This is a genomic window from Actinoplanes octamycinicus, assembly GCF_014205225.1.
GTDB classification, from domain to species: domain Bacteria; phylum Actinomycetota; class Actinomycetes; order Mycobacteriales; family Micromonosporaceae; genus Actinoplanes; species Actinoplanes octamycinicus.
The window spans coordinates 6,380,731-6,396,271 of the sequence record NZ_JACHNB010000001.1 but is presented as its reverse complement, the minus strand read 5'-3'; the positions used below and the strand labels follow the sequence as shown (position 1 = coordinate 6,396,271).

At 71.0% G+C, this 15,541-nt stretch carries 19 protein-coding genes; 9 read left to right on the top strand and 10 right to left on the bottom strand.

Going from position 1 to position 15,541, the window contains the following annotated elements:
* The first annotated feature begins 76 nt into the window (after positions 1-76).
* Positions 77-1,807 carry a DUF1996 domain-containing protein gene (locus BJY16_RS28275; RefSeq protein ID WP_185042600.1) on the top strand — a complete coding sequence of 577 codons (1,731 nt, stop codon included), beginning with the start codon at positions 77-79 and terminating at the stop codon, positions 1,805-1,807.
* A 79-nt stretch (positions 1,808-1,886) separates the two neighbouring features.
* Complete coding sequence (locus BJY16_RS28270) at positions 1,887-2,054, top strand: hypothetical protein (protein WP_185042599.1); 168 nt, start codon at positions 1,887-1,889, stop codon at positions 2,052-2,054.
* Here the strand turns inward: BJY16_RS28270 and BJY16_RS28265 are convergent.
* The 3 genes from BJY16_RS28265 to BJY16_RS28255 all read right to left on the bottom strand — a co-directional run bounded on the left by BJY16_RS28265 (position 2,049) and on the right by BJY16_RS28255 (position 5,025).
* On the bottom strand, positions 2,049-3,326 hold the full coding sequence (locus BJY16_RS28265; protein WP_185042598.1) for an MFS transporter: 1,278 nt from the start codon (positions 3,324-3,326) through the stop codon (positions 2,049-2,051). The two genes, BJY16_RS28270 and BJY16_RS28265, sit on opposite strands and share 6 nt — an antisense overlap.
* 6 nt (positions 3,327-3,332) lie before the next feature.
* Positions 3,333-4,721 carry an FAD-dependent oxidoreductase gene (locus BJY16_RS28260; protein WP_203759091.1) on the bottom strand — a complete coding sequence of 463 codons (1,389 nt, stop codon included), beginning with the start codon at positions 4,719-4,721 and terminating at the stop codon, positions 3,333-3,335.
* Between the two features lie 94 nt (positions 4,722-4,815).
* A complete protein-coding gene (locus BJY16_RS28255) occupies positions 4,816-5,025 on the bottom strand; it encodes a hypothetical protein (protein WP_185042596.1) in 210 nt (69 codons plus the stop codon).
* Between the two features lie 100 nt (positions 5,026-5,125).
* Between BJY16_RS28255 and BJY16_RS28250 the strand changes: the two genes are divergently transcribed.
* From BJY16_RS28250 to BJY16_RS28240, 4 genes are all read left to right on the top strand, one after another.
* On the top strand, positions 5,126-5,494 hold the full coding sequence (locus BJY16_RS28250) for an ArsR/SmtB family transcription factor (protein WP_185042595.1): 369 nt from the start codon (positions 5,126-5,128) through the stop codon (positions 5,492-5,494).
* Positions 5,495-5,515: 21 nt separating this feature from the next.
* Positions 5,516-6,238: an aquaporin gene (locus tag BJY16_RS47570; RefSeq protein WP_203759086.1), complete on the top strand. Its 723-nt coding sequence runs from the start codon at positions 5,516-5,518 to the stop codon at positions 6,236-6,238.
* A gap of 39 nt (positions 6,239-6,277) precedes the next feature.
* Entirely contained in the window at positions 6,278-6,688 is a 411-nt protein-coding gene (locus BJY16_RS47565; protein WP_203759087.1) for an arsenate reductase ArsC, read from the top strand.
* Between the two features lie 132 nt (positions 6,689-6,820).
* The gene (locus BJY16_RS28240; RefSeq protein WP_185042594.1) at positions 6,821-7,165 is read left to right on the top strand and encodes an STAS domain-containing protein; all 345 of its coding nucleotides are present in this window, start codon (positions 6,821-6,823) and stop codon (positions 7,163-7,165) included.
* 388 nt (positions 7,166-7,553) lie between these two features.
* On the opposite strand, the gene BJY16_RS28235 is transcribed toward BJY16_RS28240, so the two are convergent.
* On the bottom strand, positions 7,554-7,766 hold the full coding sequence (locus tag BJY16_RS28235; RefSeq protein WP_185042593.1) for a hypothetical protein: 213 nt from the start codon (positions 7,764-7,766) through the stop codon (positions 7,554-7,556).
* Between the two features lie 137 nt (positions 7,767-7,903).
* Entirely contained in the window at positions 7,904-8,107 is a 204-nt protein-coding gene (locus tag BJY16_RS28230) for a cold-shock protein (RefSeq protein WP_185046705.1), read from the bottom strand.
* 281 nt (positions 8,108-8,388) lie between these two features.
* On the opposite strand from BJY16_RS28230, the gene BJY16_RS28225 reads away from it, so the two are divergent.
* Both BJY16_RS28225 and BJY16_RS28220 read left to right on the top strand, forming a co-directional pair.
* Positions 8,389-10,035, top strand: coding sequence for a Na+/H+ antiporter (locus BJY16_RS28225; RefSeq protein WP_185042592.1), 1,647 nt, complete (start codon positions 8,389-8,391; stop codon positions 10,033-10,035).
* A gap of 122 nt (positions 10,036-10,157) precedes the next feature.
* Positions 10,158-10,409 (top strand): hypothetical protein, encoded by a 252-nt coding sequence (locus BJY16_RS28220; RefSeq protein WP_185042591.1) that lies wholly within the window; start codon positions 10,158-10,160, stop codon positions 10,407-10,409.
* Between the two features lie 126 nt (positions 10,410-10,535).
* Here the strand turns inward: BJY16_RS28220 and BJY16_RS28215 are convergent, their stop codons facing one another.
* Entirely contained in the window at positions 10,536-11,381 is an 846-nt protein-coding gene (locus tag BJY16_RS28215) for an aldo/keto reductase (RefSeq protein WP_185042590.1), read from the bottom strand.
* Between the two features lie 121 nt (positions 11,382-11,502).
* Positions 11,503-12,435 (bottom strand): ATP-binding protein, encoded by a 933-nt coding sequence (locus tag BJY16_RS28210; protein WP_185042589.1) that lies wholly within the window; start codon positions 12,433-12,435, stop codon positions 11,503-11,505.
* Between the two features lie 193 nt (positions 12,436-12,628).
* Between BJY16_RS28210 and BJY16_RS28205 the strand changes: the two genes are divergently transcribed.
* On the top strand, positions 12,629-13,627 hold the full coding sequence (locus BJY16_RS28205) for a DUF389 domain-containing protein (RefSeq protein ID WP_185042588.1): 999 nt from the start codon (positions 12,629-12,631) through the stop codon (positions 13,625-13,627).
* Between the two features lie 47 nt (positions 13,628-13,674).
* On the opposite strand, the gene BJY16_RS28200 is transcribed toward BJY16_RS28205, so the two are convergent.
* The 3 genes from BJY16_RS28200 to BJY16_RS28190 are packed head-to-tail and all read right to left on the bottom strand — an operon-like array spanning position 13,675 to position 15,540.
* A complete protein-coding gene (locus BJY16_RS28200; RefSeq protein WP_185042587.1) occupies positions 13,675-14,436 on the bottom strand; it encodes an ABC transporter permease in 762 nt (253 codons plus the stop codon).
* Positions 14,433-15,224, bottom strand: coding sequence for an ABC transporter ATP-binding protein (locus BJY16_RS28195; RefSeq protein ID WP_185042586.1), 792 nt, complete (start codon positions 15,222-15,224; stop codon positions 14,433-14,435). Before BJY16_RS28195 ends, BJY16_RS28200 begins: the two co-directional genes overlap by 4 nt.
* On the bottom strand, positions 15,208-15,540 hold the full coding sequence (locus tag BJY16_RS28190; protein ID WP_185042585.1) for a DUF1048 domain-containing protein: 333 nt from the start codon (positions 15,538-15,540) through the stop codon (positions 15,208-15,210). Before BJY16_RS28190 ends, BJY16_RS28195 begins: the two co-directional genes overlap by 17 nt.
* Position 15,541 lies beyond the last annotated feature (1 nt).

Below are 15,541 nucleotides of genomic sequence, written 5' to 3'. Positions count from 1 at the left end.
CTGCGCCGAGCTCGTAACACCGTGCGCCCGGCCGGGACGACGGCCGGGGCGATCATCGGCCATCGAGGAGGCACAGGTGCGCTACCGGCATCGGAAGTTCGGCAACGCGAAAGGCATACGGGTGGCGGCGGCCGCGGTGACGCTGGCCGCCGCGGGTGTCCTGACCGTCACGTTCGTCTCCAGCGGCGGCAAGGGCACCGCGGAGGCGGCCACCAGCCTGCAGCAGTACGTGCCGATCGAGCAGGTGACGCCGAACGTCCGCCGGCCGCGGGTGACGCCGGGCGGGTCGGCGGGCCGGTTCACGGTGGACTGCGGGACGAACGGCAACGGCAAGTTCAGCCCGGACAACCCGGTGGCGCAGCCCGGCATCCGCAACGGCGCCGAGCACGTGCACGACTTCGTCGGGAACCTGGCGATCACCGCGACCTCGTCGGACGCCGACCTGGACGCCTCCGGGACGACCTGCCGCAACGGCGACAAGTCGTCGTACTTCTGGCCGGTGGTCCGGATCGACCGGTCGGTCCGCGACGGCGGCGCGGTCCAGCGGGCCCTGGCCGGCACCTCGCCGACGGTCGCCTGTCCCGCGGTCCGCGACCGGCTGCCGGCGATCCCGGCGGCCGCGAAGGCGGCGGTGGACCGGCAGCTGGCCGAGCTGGACCGGCTGGAGGTCGCCGCCGGTCGGCGGGTGCTGGCCAGCCGCGGGGTGAACGTCGACCTGAACCGGACGGTCCTGCAGTCGCTGCAGGACCGGCGCGCGGCGGTGCTGGCCGGGATCGGCGACACCATCCGCGCCGCCGGTGGTCGCCGACCGGCCGGGATGATTTCGCTGGCCGACTGCGACGTCAGCTACGACGGCATCCACGCCGCGCTGCACAGTTCGCACGCCCCGGCCGGGACCGTCACCACCGCGACGGTGCGGTGCCCTGGTGTGCGGGACAAGCTGCCCGGCGTACCGAAGCAGGCTCTTGATGAGGTCGACCGGAACCTGGCCGACCTCGATCGGCAGATCGCCGAGGCGAATCAGCGGCTGGTGACCAGCCGTGGGCAGGGCGGCGCCGCCTTCGTCGACAACGCGATTCTCGGACCGCTCAAGGCCAAGCGGACCGCGGTCCTGGAGCGGATCGCGATCGCCATCGGCCGCGTCGCGGCCCGGCCCGCCGGCTTGGAACGGCTGGCCGGCTGTGCGCTGAGCCCGACCGGCGGTCCGGCCTCCCCCGCGCCGAGCAGCAGCGCGCTGCCGGAGCCGCGGGGTAGGAACCTGGAGCTGCCGAACAACACCGGGGGCATCGTCCGCCCGGCCAAGGTACTGATCGAGTACCGGGGCAACGCCGCCGGCAAGGTGGTGCCGATGCCGAAGTTCCTGCGCGCGCTCACCGGCGACGCGAAACCCACCAGCCGCGGCCCGGCCAACGCCCGCGCCGCCTGGACGTGCTCCGGGTTCGGCGACCGGCTCACCGACCGGTATCCGATCTGCCCGGCCGGCCGCCGGGTGCAGCGCGTGCACGACTTCCCCGGCTGCTGGGACGGCAAGAACGTGGACAGCGCCAACCATCGCAGCCACGTCGCCTTCGCCGACCGGGTGACCGGCGCCTGCCCGGCCGGATTCGTCGCGATCCCGCAGCTGAGGATCACTATTTCGTACGAGATTCCGCGCGACGTCCAGCTCAAGGGTCAGTACGCGCTGGACTCCTTCCCGGAGGAGAATCACAACCCGTTCTCCGACCACGACGACTTCGTCAACGTGAACGCGGCCCGGACCATGCAGCGCATCGCGACCTGCCTGAACAAGGGCCGGAACTGCACCTGACCGGTCCGAGCGCGCGGCCGGCCCACCGGTATCCGGGTGGGCCGGCCGCACCAGGCCGGCTCGACGAGAGAGGGACGGCATGGACGAGTCCGGCGACACGCTCAGCGACGAGGAGCTGGCCGCCATCGGCGAGCGGGCGGCGGCGGGCCCGGCCCTCCCGCGCTACCACGCCGTGCTCTACCGCGGGACGCCGCCAGGATCGCAGCGAACCTCGGGGCGCTGTCCCCGGACTGACCGGCCGTCATGATCGGCCAGGTGTGGTCGTGCTGACGGGTGGGGTCTCGCGCGGCATCGGTGGCACGGTGGTCGCGCGGGCGAGAATGCCACCGGCCGCGATGACCGAGGCCGCGCCGGCCGCGAGCAGGACCACCCGGTAGCTGCCGGAGGCGGTGAGCAGCACGGCGGCGGCCAGCGGTGCGCCGGCTTTGGCCAGCGTGACGAGCGCGGCGAGGGTGCCGGCGATGCTGGCGTAGGCGGTCGTGCCGTACCGGTCGGCGAGCAGTTGCGGGGTGGCGAGGCTGGCGATGCCGAAGCCGAGCCCGAACGCGGTCACCCCGAGGATCGCCCCGATCCGGGTTCCGGCGACAGCGGGAAGGCCCAGCGCGGCGGCGGCTTGCAGGGCGAACACCGCGGCGACGACCCGGTGCAGCGGTATCCGGCGGCCGGTGGCGGTGAGCAGCAGCCGGCCGGTGACCGACAGGACACCGAGCAGCCCGGCGATGGTGGCGGCGAAGGTGGCCGGGTGTCCGCGGCTGGTCAGGAAGCCGACCAGGTGCACGGTCATGGTGCTCATCGCGGCGGCGTGGGCGACGAACGCGGCGGCCAGCCACCAGAAGCGGCTGTCGCGGCGTGCGGCCCGCAGAAGAGTCCGGCGCTGCACCGGGCCGGTTCGCCGGGATGTGCTGGTCGTGCGGGGCGGGCGGCGTACGACCAGGGCGTGCAGGGGGACGGCGACGGCGGCGTACCCGGCGGCGAGGAGCAGCAGGGTGACGCGCCAGCCGTGCCGGTCGTTGAGCCAGCCGGTCAGCGGCATGAAGATGGTGCTGGCGAATCCGGCCACGACGATCATGCCGAGGATCGCCCGGGGGCGGCGGGCCGCGTCGAACCAGGCGACGAGCACGGCGGTGGCCGGCTCGTAGAGGGCCATCGCCATCGCGACGCCGAGCCCGGCGAAGACCGGGTACAGCTGCCATACCGCCTGGACCTGGGACCAGGCGGCCAGCATGCCGGCGCCCAGCAGGCTGCCGGCGGTCATCAGGACGCGGCCGCCATGCCGGTCGAGCCGGCGGCCGACCGGCATCGCCATGCCGGCTTGGACCAGGATCGCCGTGGTGAGCGCCCCGGTCACCGCGGCCGGGCCGGTGTGCAGGTCGGCGGCGACCGGGTGCAGCAGGACGGCGAACGAGTAGTAGAGGCTGCCGTACCCGATGGTCTGGGTGATGGCGAAGGTGGCGACGAGCCACCAGCCGCTGAACACGCGCCGGCCGCCATCGGCGGCCGGCGGGTCGGTGATGTCCACGGTGCGTCAGCAGCAGGAGCCGCTGTTTCCTTCGGCTGGCCGGTCGCCGAGGCTGATCAATTGCACGGGTACGGCGAGCGAGCCGGCCGCGACGTCGGCGGCCGAGGCGGACCCGCAGCAGCCGCCTCCCGCGGCGACGGTGTCGTCGCCTTCGATCGGGTTGCTGTTGCAGACACCGGTCTCGGGCAGGTCGAGTCGCACGTCGCGGGCCGCGTCCCAGTCGCCGGCGAGGGCGGCGACCACCGAACGGGCCTGCTCGTAGCCGGTGGCGAGCAGGAACGTCGGCGCCCGCCCGTAGGACTTGACGCCGATGGCGAAGTAGCCGGGTTCGGGGTGGGTGAGTTCGTCGACGCCGTGCGGCGGGACCGTGCCGCAGGAGTGTTCGTTCGGGTCGATCAGCGGGGCCAGGGCGCGGGTCGAGCCGAGGATCGGGTCGAGGTCCAGGCGCAGTTCACCGCTGAGCGAGTGGTCCGGGCGGAATCCGGTGGCCGACACGATCCGGTCCACGGTCACCGATCGTTCGCCGTCGGAGGCCGTGACCGTGTCCCCGTCGGTGGTGAGCGAGTCGACGGAGAAGCCGGTGAGCAGGGTGATGGTGCCGTTCTCGACGTGTTCGCGCAGCCGGGAGCCGAGGGCGCCACGGGCGGGCAGCGCGTCGGCGGCCGCACCACCGTAGGTGCGGGCCGGGCTGGCGGAGCGGATCGCCCAGGTGACCGTGGTGCCGGGGTGCTGGCCGGCGAGGTCGGTGAGGGCCAGCAGGGTGTTGGCGGCGGAGTGGCCGGCGCCGACGACCAGGGTGTGCTTGCCGGCGAACCGGTCCCGGTCGTGGCCGAGGACGTCCGGCAGTGCGGAGGTGATGAACCGGGCGGCGCCGGTTTCGCCGTGGGCCGGGATGCCCGAGGCGCCGAGCACGTTCGGAGTGCCCCAGGTGCCGGAGGCGTCGATGACGGCCTGGGCCAGGATGTCGTCGCCGTCGGCGAGGCGGACCAGGAACGGCCTGTTCTCGCGGCCCGCGGTGCGGACCCGGTCGAGGCCGAGGCGGGTGACCGCGGCGACCCGCGCCCGGTAGCGGACGTGCGGCTTGAGTGCGGGCAGGTCGGCGAGGGGCTGCAGGTAGTCGGCGGCGAGCTGGGCGCCGGTGGGCAGCTTGTCGTCGTCGGGGCGGACCCAGCCGGCGTGCTCGAGCAGCCGGGCGGCGGCCGGGTCGACGGTGAACCGCCAGGGTGAGAACAGCCGCACGTGGCCCCACTCGCGGACCGCGGTGGCCGGGTGGTCGCCGGCTTCCAGGACGAGGAACGGCAGGCCGCGGTCGGCCAGGTGGGCCGCGGCGGCGAGCCCGACCGGGCCGGCGCCGATGACGACGACGGGCAGGGTGGCGAGGGCCTTGGTCACGATGGAATTCCTTTCAACGGTACGGGCGGCGTTAGGTCGGACTGGATGGTGCGCATCCCGGCTGTTCCGGACATGGCGGCGTCATGCGGGCCGGCAGTCATCCGCAGCAGCCCTGACCGGCGGCAACCGCGTTCTGCTTGGCCGCCGCACCGCAGCAGGAACCCTCCCGCCGCGCTTCGGCTCCGGTGCCGCAACACGGGGCGCCGGCCTCGGTTGCCGGTTCGGGCGATGCCAGTTGCGACTGCGGCGGGTTGCCGCAGCACGACATGGTGCCGACCGAGGTCGTGGTGGCCGCGCTCTCGCTCATCGTCGTACTCCTTCTCAGGTTCGATCTCGACATCTGTCGAATTAGACGTTGTTCGAAACGAAGAGTTGCACGCGGTTTCGATAGATGTCAACCTAGACGCATGTCAAAGCCAGGCGAGGCGCTCACGCTCACCGACCTCACCGCCGACACGCCGTGCTGCCCGCCGCTGGCCACCAGCCGGATCCCGGCGCCGACCGCCGCCGTGCTCGCGCCCGCGTTCAAAGCCCTCGGCGACCCGATCCGGCTGCAGCTGATGTCGATGATCGCGTCCGCGCCCGGCGGCGAGGCGTGCGTGTGCGACCTGACCCCCGCCTTCGAGCTGTCCGGCCCGACCATCTCGCACCACCTCAAGACGCTGCGCGAGGCCGGCCTGGTCGACGCCGAGCGCCGCGGCTCCTGGGTGTACTACCGGGCGCGCTCGGGCCTCCTGCGGCAGCTGGCCACCCTGCTCACCACCGACGCCGACTGATCCGAGCGGGAAGAACACTCCATGCACCAGATCATCCTGTGGCGGCGGCTGCTCGCCGAGTTCCTGGGCACCGCGCTGCTGGTCACCGCCGTCGTCGGCTCCGGCATCATGGCCACCACCCTGTCCCCCGGCAACACCGGGCTGCAGCTGCTGGAGAACTCGATCGCGACCGCGTTCGCCCTCGGCGCGCTGATCCTCACCTTCGGCCCGATCTCCGGCGCCCACTTCAACCCGGTCGTGTCGGCCGCCGACTGGTTCCTCGGCCGCCGCACCGCCTCGGGACTGACGATCAAAGACCTTGCCGGGTACGCCGCCGCGCAAGCCGTGGGCGCCATCGCCGGTTCCGTCCTGGCGAACCTGATGTTCGACCTGGCCCCGATCACCCTCTCCACCAAAGAACGCTCCGGCGGACATCTGTGGCTGGGCGAGATCGTCGCCACGGCCGGCCTGCTCCTGCTGATCTTCGCGCTCGGCCGCTCCGGCCGCGCCCGGGTCGCACCGGCCGCGGTCGGCGCCTACATCGGCGCCGCCTACTGGTTCACCAGCAGCACCAGCTTCGCCAACCCGGCCGTCACCCTCGGCCGCGCCTTCACCGACACCTTCGCCGGCATCGCCCCGAGCTCGGTGCCCGGCTTCGTCATCGCCCAGCTCGCCGGCCTGATCATCGGCGTCGGCCTGCTGCTCGCCCTCTACCCCGCCGTCGGGGAAACCGCGGACGACATCGTGGTCGAACACTCCGCCTGACCGGCACCAGCACACCAACCCGCAAGGAAGACCACCCGCATGAGCGACACCAAGCCCACCGTCCTGTTCGTCTGCGTCCACAACGCCGGCCGCTCCCAGATGGCCGCCGGCTGGCTGCGCCACCTCGCCGGTGACCGCGTCGAGGTCCGTTCCGCCGGCTCCGCCCCCGCCGACACGATCAACCCGGCCGCCGTCGAGGCGATGCGGGAGGCCGGCATCGACATCACCGACCAGACCCCGACCAAACTCACCTGGGACACCGCCCGGGAATCCGACGTCATCGTCACCATGGGCTGCGGCGACGCCTGCCCGGTCTTCCCCGGCAAACGCTACGAGGACTGGAAACTCGAAGACCCGGCCGGCAAGGGCGTCGACGCCGTCCGCCCCATCCGCGACGAGATCAAGACCCGCATCGAGGGTCTGCTCGCCGACCTGCTTCCGCCCGCCTGACAGTCTTCCGGGCGACACACGTCTCGCCAGCGGCGTAAGCGCCCGCGGACTCAGGAGAGGGACACCCGCCGGTAGTTATTGCGTCGGTTGCTGCGTCGATTTACCGTCGGCTGGTCAACGGAGGAAGGCGAGGTGATCGTGGTGACCTCGACGAACAGCCGTCGCTCGCCGCGCCGCCGCAAGGTGGTCCGAGCGAGCAAACGCTTCGAGAAGGATCCGGCCGCGAGCTTCGAGCGCCGCCTGTTCCGGACCTGTACGGCGCCGAGCGCGCACCGCGTCGACGTCGACCTCACCGGAGTGACCGCTCCCGCCGCCGACACCATGGCGATGCTGCTCCACGCACGCTTCGTGATGCGTCAGCGCGGCGGCGAACTTCGGGTCATCCGGTGTCCGGACAGCTTGCTGCCGCTGGTAGCGGCTTGCGGGCTGCGGGACACGGTGGTCACCCACCAGGATGAGCCGGACTTCGCGGCATGACGAAGCTTCTCCGCGGCGGTCATCACCACGGCTCCGGCCAGACCGGCCACCAATCCGTGCCACACGCCTCGCTTCAGCATGCCGGCCGACTACCCGCCTGACCGCCGCCTACTCGAATTCGCCTGCATCCGGCTCCGGTATTCGAGGTGGCCGTTGGGACAGGGCGGGATCATCGCCCCGGCCTGCACCAGCACCCGCTCGCCGCAGCGCGCGCACTGAAAATGCCGGGTCTTCTCCGCCTGGTCCCCCGCGTGTGCCGCCATGCCGCCAGAATTCCCCGCTCCGACGCAGCCATGCCGCTTCACCCTGTCGCCGGTGGCCGAGTTTTGTGATCATCTTCGGACGGCTCGCGCCGGGAATCGGGCTCGTCGACGGACCGGGGACCCCTCTACGGTGACGTGAACGGGTCGCGGAGCAGATACATCGCGTGCTCGCCGCGATCCGGGTCGCGCAGCGCGGGCGCCGGATCCGCTGCCGTGGCAGGGGCGAGGAACGGGGTCAGTCGTCCGGTGGTCGCGGCCGGGGTCGCGCCAGGGAAATCCGTCAGGCGGTAGAGCGGGCGGGGATCGGGTACGCGAACCACTTCGGTGATCGTCGTCATAGAAGCCTTTCTCGAACAGCACGCACTTTCCAGGCGCGGAAGCCGTCGAATTTTCAGTGAACAGTCTCAGAAAACGCGGAAAAACAAACCGACGGCGGCTCGCTGAACCAGTCGAGCCGCCGTCGGTAGTCTGTGGATCAGAGAGCGCGGATGTTCTCCGCCTGCGGGCCCTTCTGGCCCTGCGTGATGTCGAACTCCACCCGCTGGTTCTCGTCGAGGCTGCGGAAGCCGGACGCCGAGATCGCCGAGAAGTGAGCGAACACGTCGGGGCCGCCCTCATCCTGGCTGATGAAGCCGAAGCCCTTGTCGCCGTTGAACCACTTCACGGTACCTGTAACCATGTTTTTTTCCTTAGCAAGCTGTCGGAATCCGCACCGCGCGGACTCTCCCGCCGCCGTGTTGATCACCCGCATCGCATCGACGCGGAAAACGAAAAAGCGCCCGTGAGGGTTAAGATGACCCATCAGGCGCTGAAAACGTCTACGGAAATCAAAACTGCAACGTGCCAACCGTAGCACAGGAATGTGGATGACGACGGAAAATCCGGCGCCGATTTCCGGCCCGGCGCTACCAGCCACCGAATTTCGTGGCCGACGTCGGGTGTTCCGTAAAGGATGACACGGTGGATGTCGAGCCGGCTCTGATCTTTGTCCTCGCCGCTGTCGCTGTGGTCGTGGTGGTGCGGTGGGTCGCCGGCCGGACCGGGCTGCCCGCCGCCGCGCTGTTGCCGGTCATCGGCATCGGATACGCCGTCCTTCCGGGCCCCAACATCCCCCTTGATCCGGACCTGGTGCTGGCGTTCGTGCTGCCGCCGCTGCTGTACAGCGCCGCCCTGGACTCGTCGATGATCGCGATCAGCCGCAATCTGCGTACCGTGGTCAGCCTGTCGGTGCTCCTGGTCCTGCTCACCGCGCTGCTGATCGGTCTGGGCTTCGCGTGGTTCGTCACCGGGGCGACCCTGGCAGCCGGCATCGCGGTGGGTGCGGCGGTCGCGCCACCCGACCCGGTCGCCGCGCTCGCCGTCGGCCGCAAGGTGGGGCTCCCCCCGCGGATCATCACGCTGATCCAGGGTGAGGGGCTGCTCAACGACGCCACCGCCCTGACCATCCTGAGCGTCGCGGTCGCCGCGGCCACCGGGGACAGGTTCTCGGCGCCGGCCGCCCTCGGCCGGTTCCTGCTGGCCGCCGCGGGTGGCGTGGCCGTGGGCGCGCTGACAGCGTTCGCCGTCCGCCTGCTGTCCCGGCCGCTCAGTGGCGATCCGATCATGGCGAACGCCGTGTCGCTGGCTACACCGTTCTGCGCCTACCTCCTCGGTGAGGTGATACATGTCTCCGGCGTGCTGGCCGTGGTCGTAGCCGGTTTGATCGTGGGGCACCACACGCCGCGGTCCGCGTCCGGAGCGGGTCGGTTGCAGACCAACGCGGTGTGGCGGCTGGTCGACTTCCTACTCGAAGGCTTCGTGTTTCTGCTGATCGGTCAGCAACTGCCGGCGATCATCCGCGGCCTGGCCGGATATGACACCGCCACCGTCGTCGTCGCGGTTTCGATCGCCGTGGGCGTGACCCTGCTGCTACGGCCACTGTGGCTGATACTCACCCTGCTCGTGCCCGCGGCACTGCACACCCGTTGGAGCGGGGACAGCACGGCCGGGACGACGTCGGCGCGCTGGACGGCCCGGGAGGTCGCCGTCCTCAGCTGGGCCGGCACGCGGGGCGTGATCAGTCTCGCGGCGATCTTCACTCTGCCGCTGGTCACCGAGGCCGGGGCCGACTTCCCCGCTCGTGACCTGCTCCTGTTCTGCACCGTCGTGGTGGTGCTCGTCACCCTGGTCGGGCAAGGTCTGACGTTCGCGCCGATGGTCCGGACGCTGGGGCTGCGCGCGGACGACAACGACCAGGCTCTGCTGCGCAACCAGGCTCGGGCGGCCTCCGTCGAGGCCGCCCTCACCGCGCTCGACGAACTGCAGGAACAGCACCACGACGACATCGGCGACGAGATGATCGAGACGATGCGCGAGCAGTTGCGGGCTCGGCTGAGCCGCTACCGGGATCGGCTCTCCCTGCTCCGCGACAACGACTCGGCGGACGTACCGATCTCGCCGCAGTACGAGGCCGCCCTACATGTGCGCCGGGTGGCCATCGATGCCCAGCGGGAGGAGTTCCTGCGCTGGCGCGATGCCGGCCGGCTGCCCGACGCGGGGCTGCGTGTGCTGGAACGCGAGCTGGATCTCGAGGAGCGGCTGCTGCCGGACCGGCCGGCCCGCCGGTGACTCCGGCACCCGCGTCTACCGGTCCGGGCTTCACTTCCACCAGCGCCGCTATGACATATCCGGCCGGCGCCGGCAGCCGAACGGCGGACCTTCCTCCGGCCGCGCGCCTGTAGGGTCGTCGAATGAAGGTTCAGCGGCACTGGTGGAACGGCAGCAACACACCCCGCTTCCGGCGCGACGTCTACATCCGCAGCGACGGCTCGCAGTGGGACGTCATGGTCCAGATCGGTGGGACGGCGGGGCGCTACCGCGTGCAGGAGTGCCCGGGGAGCGGGGCGGCGCAGATCGTCGCCGGCGCGTGGCGCGGCTCCAACGAAGAATGGCAAGAAGTGACGCTGCGGGCCGCCGCGGGCGAAGCACTGAGCCGGCCGTGACCTCGCGGGCCTGACCGGCGAGCGACTGCCGCCGGGTCCACCCGGCGCTTGCGGGGCCCGGCTGATGGCTTGCCCGGGCGCCGGCGTCCTGCCGCGGTGACGGCAGGACGCCTCGCGTGCGGCGGCCTATCCCAGAGCGGCCAGATCCTCGGCGGTCAGACGCACCGTGTCAGCGGCCGCCGAGTCGGTGATCGTCTCCGGGCGGCTCGCGCCGGGGATCGGGATCGACACCGGCGATTTGGCCAGGTGCCAGGCCAGGCAGACCCGCTGCGGGCTCACCCCGTACTTCGCGGCGACCTGGGCGAACGCGCCGCCGAGCGAGCCCGCCGACCGGATGCCACCCAGCGGCGACCAGGGCAGGAAGGCGATGCCCAGCTCGGTGCAGAGCTCCAGCTCCGGCTCGGAGGACCGGAACTCCGGCGAGAACTGGTTCTGCACCGACACCAGCCGGCCGCCCAAAATGTCCCGGGCCTCGCGGATCTGCTGCGGGTTGGCGTTCGAGATGCCGGCCATCCGGATCTTCCCGGCGTCCAGCAGGTCCCGGATCGCGCCGACCGAGTCCGCGTACGGCGTCTTCGGGTCCGGCCGGTGGAACTGGTAGAGCCCGATCGCGTCGACGCCCAGGCGCTTGAGCGACTCCTCGCACGCCCGCTTGAGGTAGTCCGGCGACCCGTTGACGGTCCAGCTCCCGTCCCCCGGGCGCAGGTGGCCGCCCTTGGTGGCGACCAGCACCCCGGAGGTGTCCCCGCCGTAGGATGCCAGCGCCCGGGCGATCAGCGACTCGTTGTGCCCGACCTCGTCGGCCCCGATGTGGTAGGCGTCCGCCGTGTCGATCAGGGTGATCCCGGCGTCCAGAGCGGCGTGGATGGTCCGGATCGACCGGTCCTCGTCCGGCCGGCCCTCGATGGACATCGGCATGCCGCCGAGCCCGATCGCGCTGACCCGGACGTCACCGATGGAACGGCTCTGCATGATGGCTTCCTCCCACAGATGTGTACGTCTGCCTCTGGTATGCCCGATCGAGCGCCGCCGAACATCACCGGCCCGAATTCGGTCCCGGCCGCTGGGAACCGGCCGCTCCGGGAGAGGCCGATCAGACGGTGACCGGTTCCAGCTGATCAGTGACATCACCGTACGCATTCCGTACCCAATCCTTGTCTGCCGTCCTCAGGTGCAGCTCGCGCAGCAGAGCACGCCGACGCATCGGATCGACCGGCCGGACGTGCTCGGCGATGTGCCGCAGCGGCGTCGCGTCGTCGAGGTCCTCGAGGCTCGGGCAGGCGCCCAGCTGCCGTGCCCGGCGCAGGCCGGCCTGCGTGGTCAGCACGGTGAGCGGCTCGGTCCCCAGCTCCCGCCGCAGGTAGTCCCGATCGAGGTCGTCGGCGACCTTGTTGCCGGCGAAGACCAGCAGGTCGGCGACCCCGGCCGCGACCGCCAGCTCCCGGTAGCGGCGGGCCACCGTGACCGATTCCGGCGTCGGCTCGACGACCACGACGATGGCGTCGAACTGCGCGTGCAGGGAGTTGGCGAACGCGTCGGTGCCGGCCACCATGTCGCAGACCACCCAGTCGCCGTCGGCGGCCCGCAGGTGCGACAGCAGGTTCTCCAGGATCGCCAGGTGCCCGTGGTAGCAGCCGGCGCCGATCTCCTCGGGCTCATAGGTGCCGACGTGCATCACGTGGGTGCGCTCGTCCAGCGCGACGGCGTGCGCGGCCAGCACCGGGTCGCTGGGTTCGAGGGTGACCGGCCGGGATCCGGGGCCCGGCGGTGTGGTCGCCACGAACCGCCGCACCCCGCCGATCAGCGTGTTGTCGCCGAGCAGATGGCTTCGCAAGGCGGTGACGTTGTCCGGGTGCGACAGGGCGCCGCGGCTGTCGGCGGTGACACCGAGCAGCGGCGCGAGGTGCACATTCACGTCGGCGTCGACGGCCAGGACGCGATGACCGGCGGCCCGCAGGTGAGCCACGAACAACGTGGCCACGGTGCTCTTCCCACTGCCACCCTTGCCAGTGAAAGCGATTTTCATTGTCAGTAAGCTAGTGAACGAGGCGGGCTCCCGCAAGCGAAACGCCGGTTGTCACCACTGCCTCACCCCAGCAGGGTGAGGCGGCAGCCAGCCGCGCAGGCGCATGATCCCGAAGACTGCGCGACCCACCGGAAGGAGCCAGGCCGATGCTGTTCGTGGTGAGAGATCGCCCGACCACGCGCGGCGTCGGACCATGAACGTCTGGTCCGGCATCCGGGTCCCGGCCGCCGACGTCGAGCGGATCCTCACCCGGCTCTTCCTCACCCACGGCAACCGGCACCGGAACCTGACCAACTTCTGGGTCCTGCTCGTCCTGGCCGCGGTGATCGCCTCCGCGGGCGTGATCGCCGACTCCACGGCCACGGTCATCGGGGCCATGATCGTCGCGCCGCTGATGACACCGATCCTCGGAACCGCGCTGGCGATCGTCCTGGCCGACCGCCGGCAACTGGTCTACCACCTCGCTCTGACGCTCGCCGGCGCCGCGCTGGTGGTGGCCATCGGCTACCTGATGGGCGCACCCTTCCACCTCGACGTGGTCGCCGCGAACAACTCGCAGGTCGCGTCCCGGGTCAGTCCCCGGTTCATCGACCTGATCGCGGCGCTGGCCACCGGATTGGTGGGCGGATTCGCGCTGATCCGCTCCGACGTCTCGGACACCCTGCCGGGCGTGGCCATCGCCATCTCGCTCGTCCCGCCGCTGGCGGTCGTCGGACTGACCGCCGAGTCCGGCGCCTACGGCGAGTCCTTGGGTGCCCTGCTGCTGTTCGGCACGAACGTCGCCGCGATCATCGCCACCGGCACCGCGATCATGCTCGCGGCCAGGTTGCGGGAGGCCGCCAAGGAAGCCGGCCTCCCGGTCGGGGCGCTCGGCGCCAAGACGGTGGCCACCGTGGCGCTCAGTCTGCTGCTCATGGCGGTGCCGCTCGGCTACGGCAGCTGGCAGGTGCTCCAGGAGCAGCGGATCATCGGCCAGGCCCAGCCGGTCGCCGAGCGATGGGCCGCCGGGCAGGGCTGGCAGATCACCGACATCCAGGTACAACGTGGAGTGCTGCACCTGGAAGCCATGGGTCGGCCACCCGAGGCCAGCGAGGCCACCCTGCGCACCGAACTGGACCGGGCTGGTCTGCAGGACGTGGAAGCCGTCGTCACCCTGATCATCGGCGGTTCCCGCACGCTCCCCGCCCGTTGATCGAAGCCCTCGCCCCGGCCGGGCATCGGCAAGGGGTAGCCGACCGCTCAGGTGATCCGGCGGCGGTAGGACGCGGTGGCGATCGTGAAGGCGACGATCAGGATGCCGGCGCACCAGGCCAGGGCGGTCCAGATGCCGGTGCCGACCGGCTGCTGGGTGAAGAGGTTCCGGAGCGCGTCGACGATGGCGGTCACCGGCTGGTTCTCGGCGAAGGCGCGGACCGGGCCGGGCATGGACTCGGTGGGCACGAAGGCCGAGCTGATGAACGGCAGGAAGATCAGCGGGTAGGCGAACGCGCTCGCGCCGTCCACGGACTTCGCGGTGAGCCCCGGGATCACCGCGATCCAGGTCAGGGCCAGGGTGAACAGGGTCAGGATGCCGGCCACGGCCAGCCAGCCGAGGAGGTCCGCGCCGCTGCGGAAGCCCATCAGCAGGGCGACGCCGACCACCACGATCAGCGAGATCAGGTTGGCGACCAGCGAGGTCAGGACGTGAGCCCACAGCACGGACGCCCGGGCGATCGGCATCGACTGGAAGCGCGCGAAGATGCCGCCCTGCAGATCCAGGAAGAGACGGTACGCGGTGTAGGAGATCCCGGAGGCGATCGTCATGATCAGGATGCCGGGCAGCAGGTAGTTGACGTAGGAGTCGGATCCGGTCTCGATCGCGCCGCCGAAGACGTACACGAACAGCAGCATGAAGGCGATCGGCATGATCGCGGTGGTGATGATGGTGTCCGGGCTGCGGGCGATGTGGCGCAGCGAGCGGCCCAGCAGGACGGTGGTGTCACCGAGGAAATGCCTGTTCACTGTGGTCCCCTGTCGGTCCGGGCGCCGACCAGGGTGAGGAAGACGTCCTCGAGGGTGGGCTGTTTCTCGACGTATTCGACTTTCGCGGGTGGCAGCAGCGCCTTGAGCTCGGCGAGGGTGCCGTTCACGAGGATCCGGCCCTCGTGCAGGATCGCGATCCGGTCGGCGAGCTGCTCCGCCTCGTCCAGGTACTGCGTGGTGAGCAGCACGGTGGTGCCGCCCGCGGCGAGTTCCTTGACGGCCTGCCAGACCTCGAGCCGCGCCTCCGGGTCCAGCCCGGTGGTCGGCTCGTCGAGGAAGATCACCGGTGGATCGCCGATCAGGCTCATCGCGATGTCCAGCCGGCGGCGCATGCCACCGGAGTACGTCGCCACCCGCCGGCCGCCCGCCTCGGTCAGCGAGAAGCGCCGGAGCAGGTCGTCCGCGATGGCTCCCGGGTCCTTGAGGTGCCGCAGCCGGGCGACCATGACCAGGTTTTCCCGGCCGGTGAGGATCTCGTCGACCGCCGCGAACTGCCCGGTGAGGCTGATCGACTCGCGCACCTGGGGAGCCTGCGCCGCGATGTCGAAGCCGTTCACCAGGGCCGTCCCGGCGTCGGCCTTGAGCAGCGTGGACAGGATGGTGACCATGGTGGTCTTGCCGGCCCCGTTCGAGCCGAGCAGGGCGAAGATGCTGCCGCGCGCCACGTCGAGGTCCACGCCGCGCAGCACCTTCAGCTGCTTGAAGGATTTCTCCAGGCCCTGCACGCGGATCGCCGGCTGCCCGGCCGGGTCAGCGGTCGCGTTCATCGAAGCCGTACTTCCCGCTGATGGACGCCTGATAGGCGTCGGCGTAGGTGGGCGTGTCCTTGATCAGGCCGTCGCAGAAGGCGGCGACGTCCGGGCCGATCAGCTCCAGCACCCCTTTGCCGGCGGCCGCGCCCTCCTGGAAGAAGTCGACGATCCCGGTGAGCAGCTGCCCGTCGGCCAGGTCGACCGGTCCGACCTTGAACAGGTACTTCTGCATCTCCTTGTAGACGATCTGGTAGTCCGGCGGGAGCGCCTTGACCCGGGCGACGTGTGCCCGCCACTGCTTCTTGCCCTCGATGATGTCGCGGATGCCCATG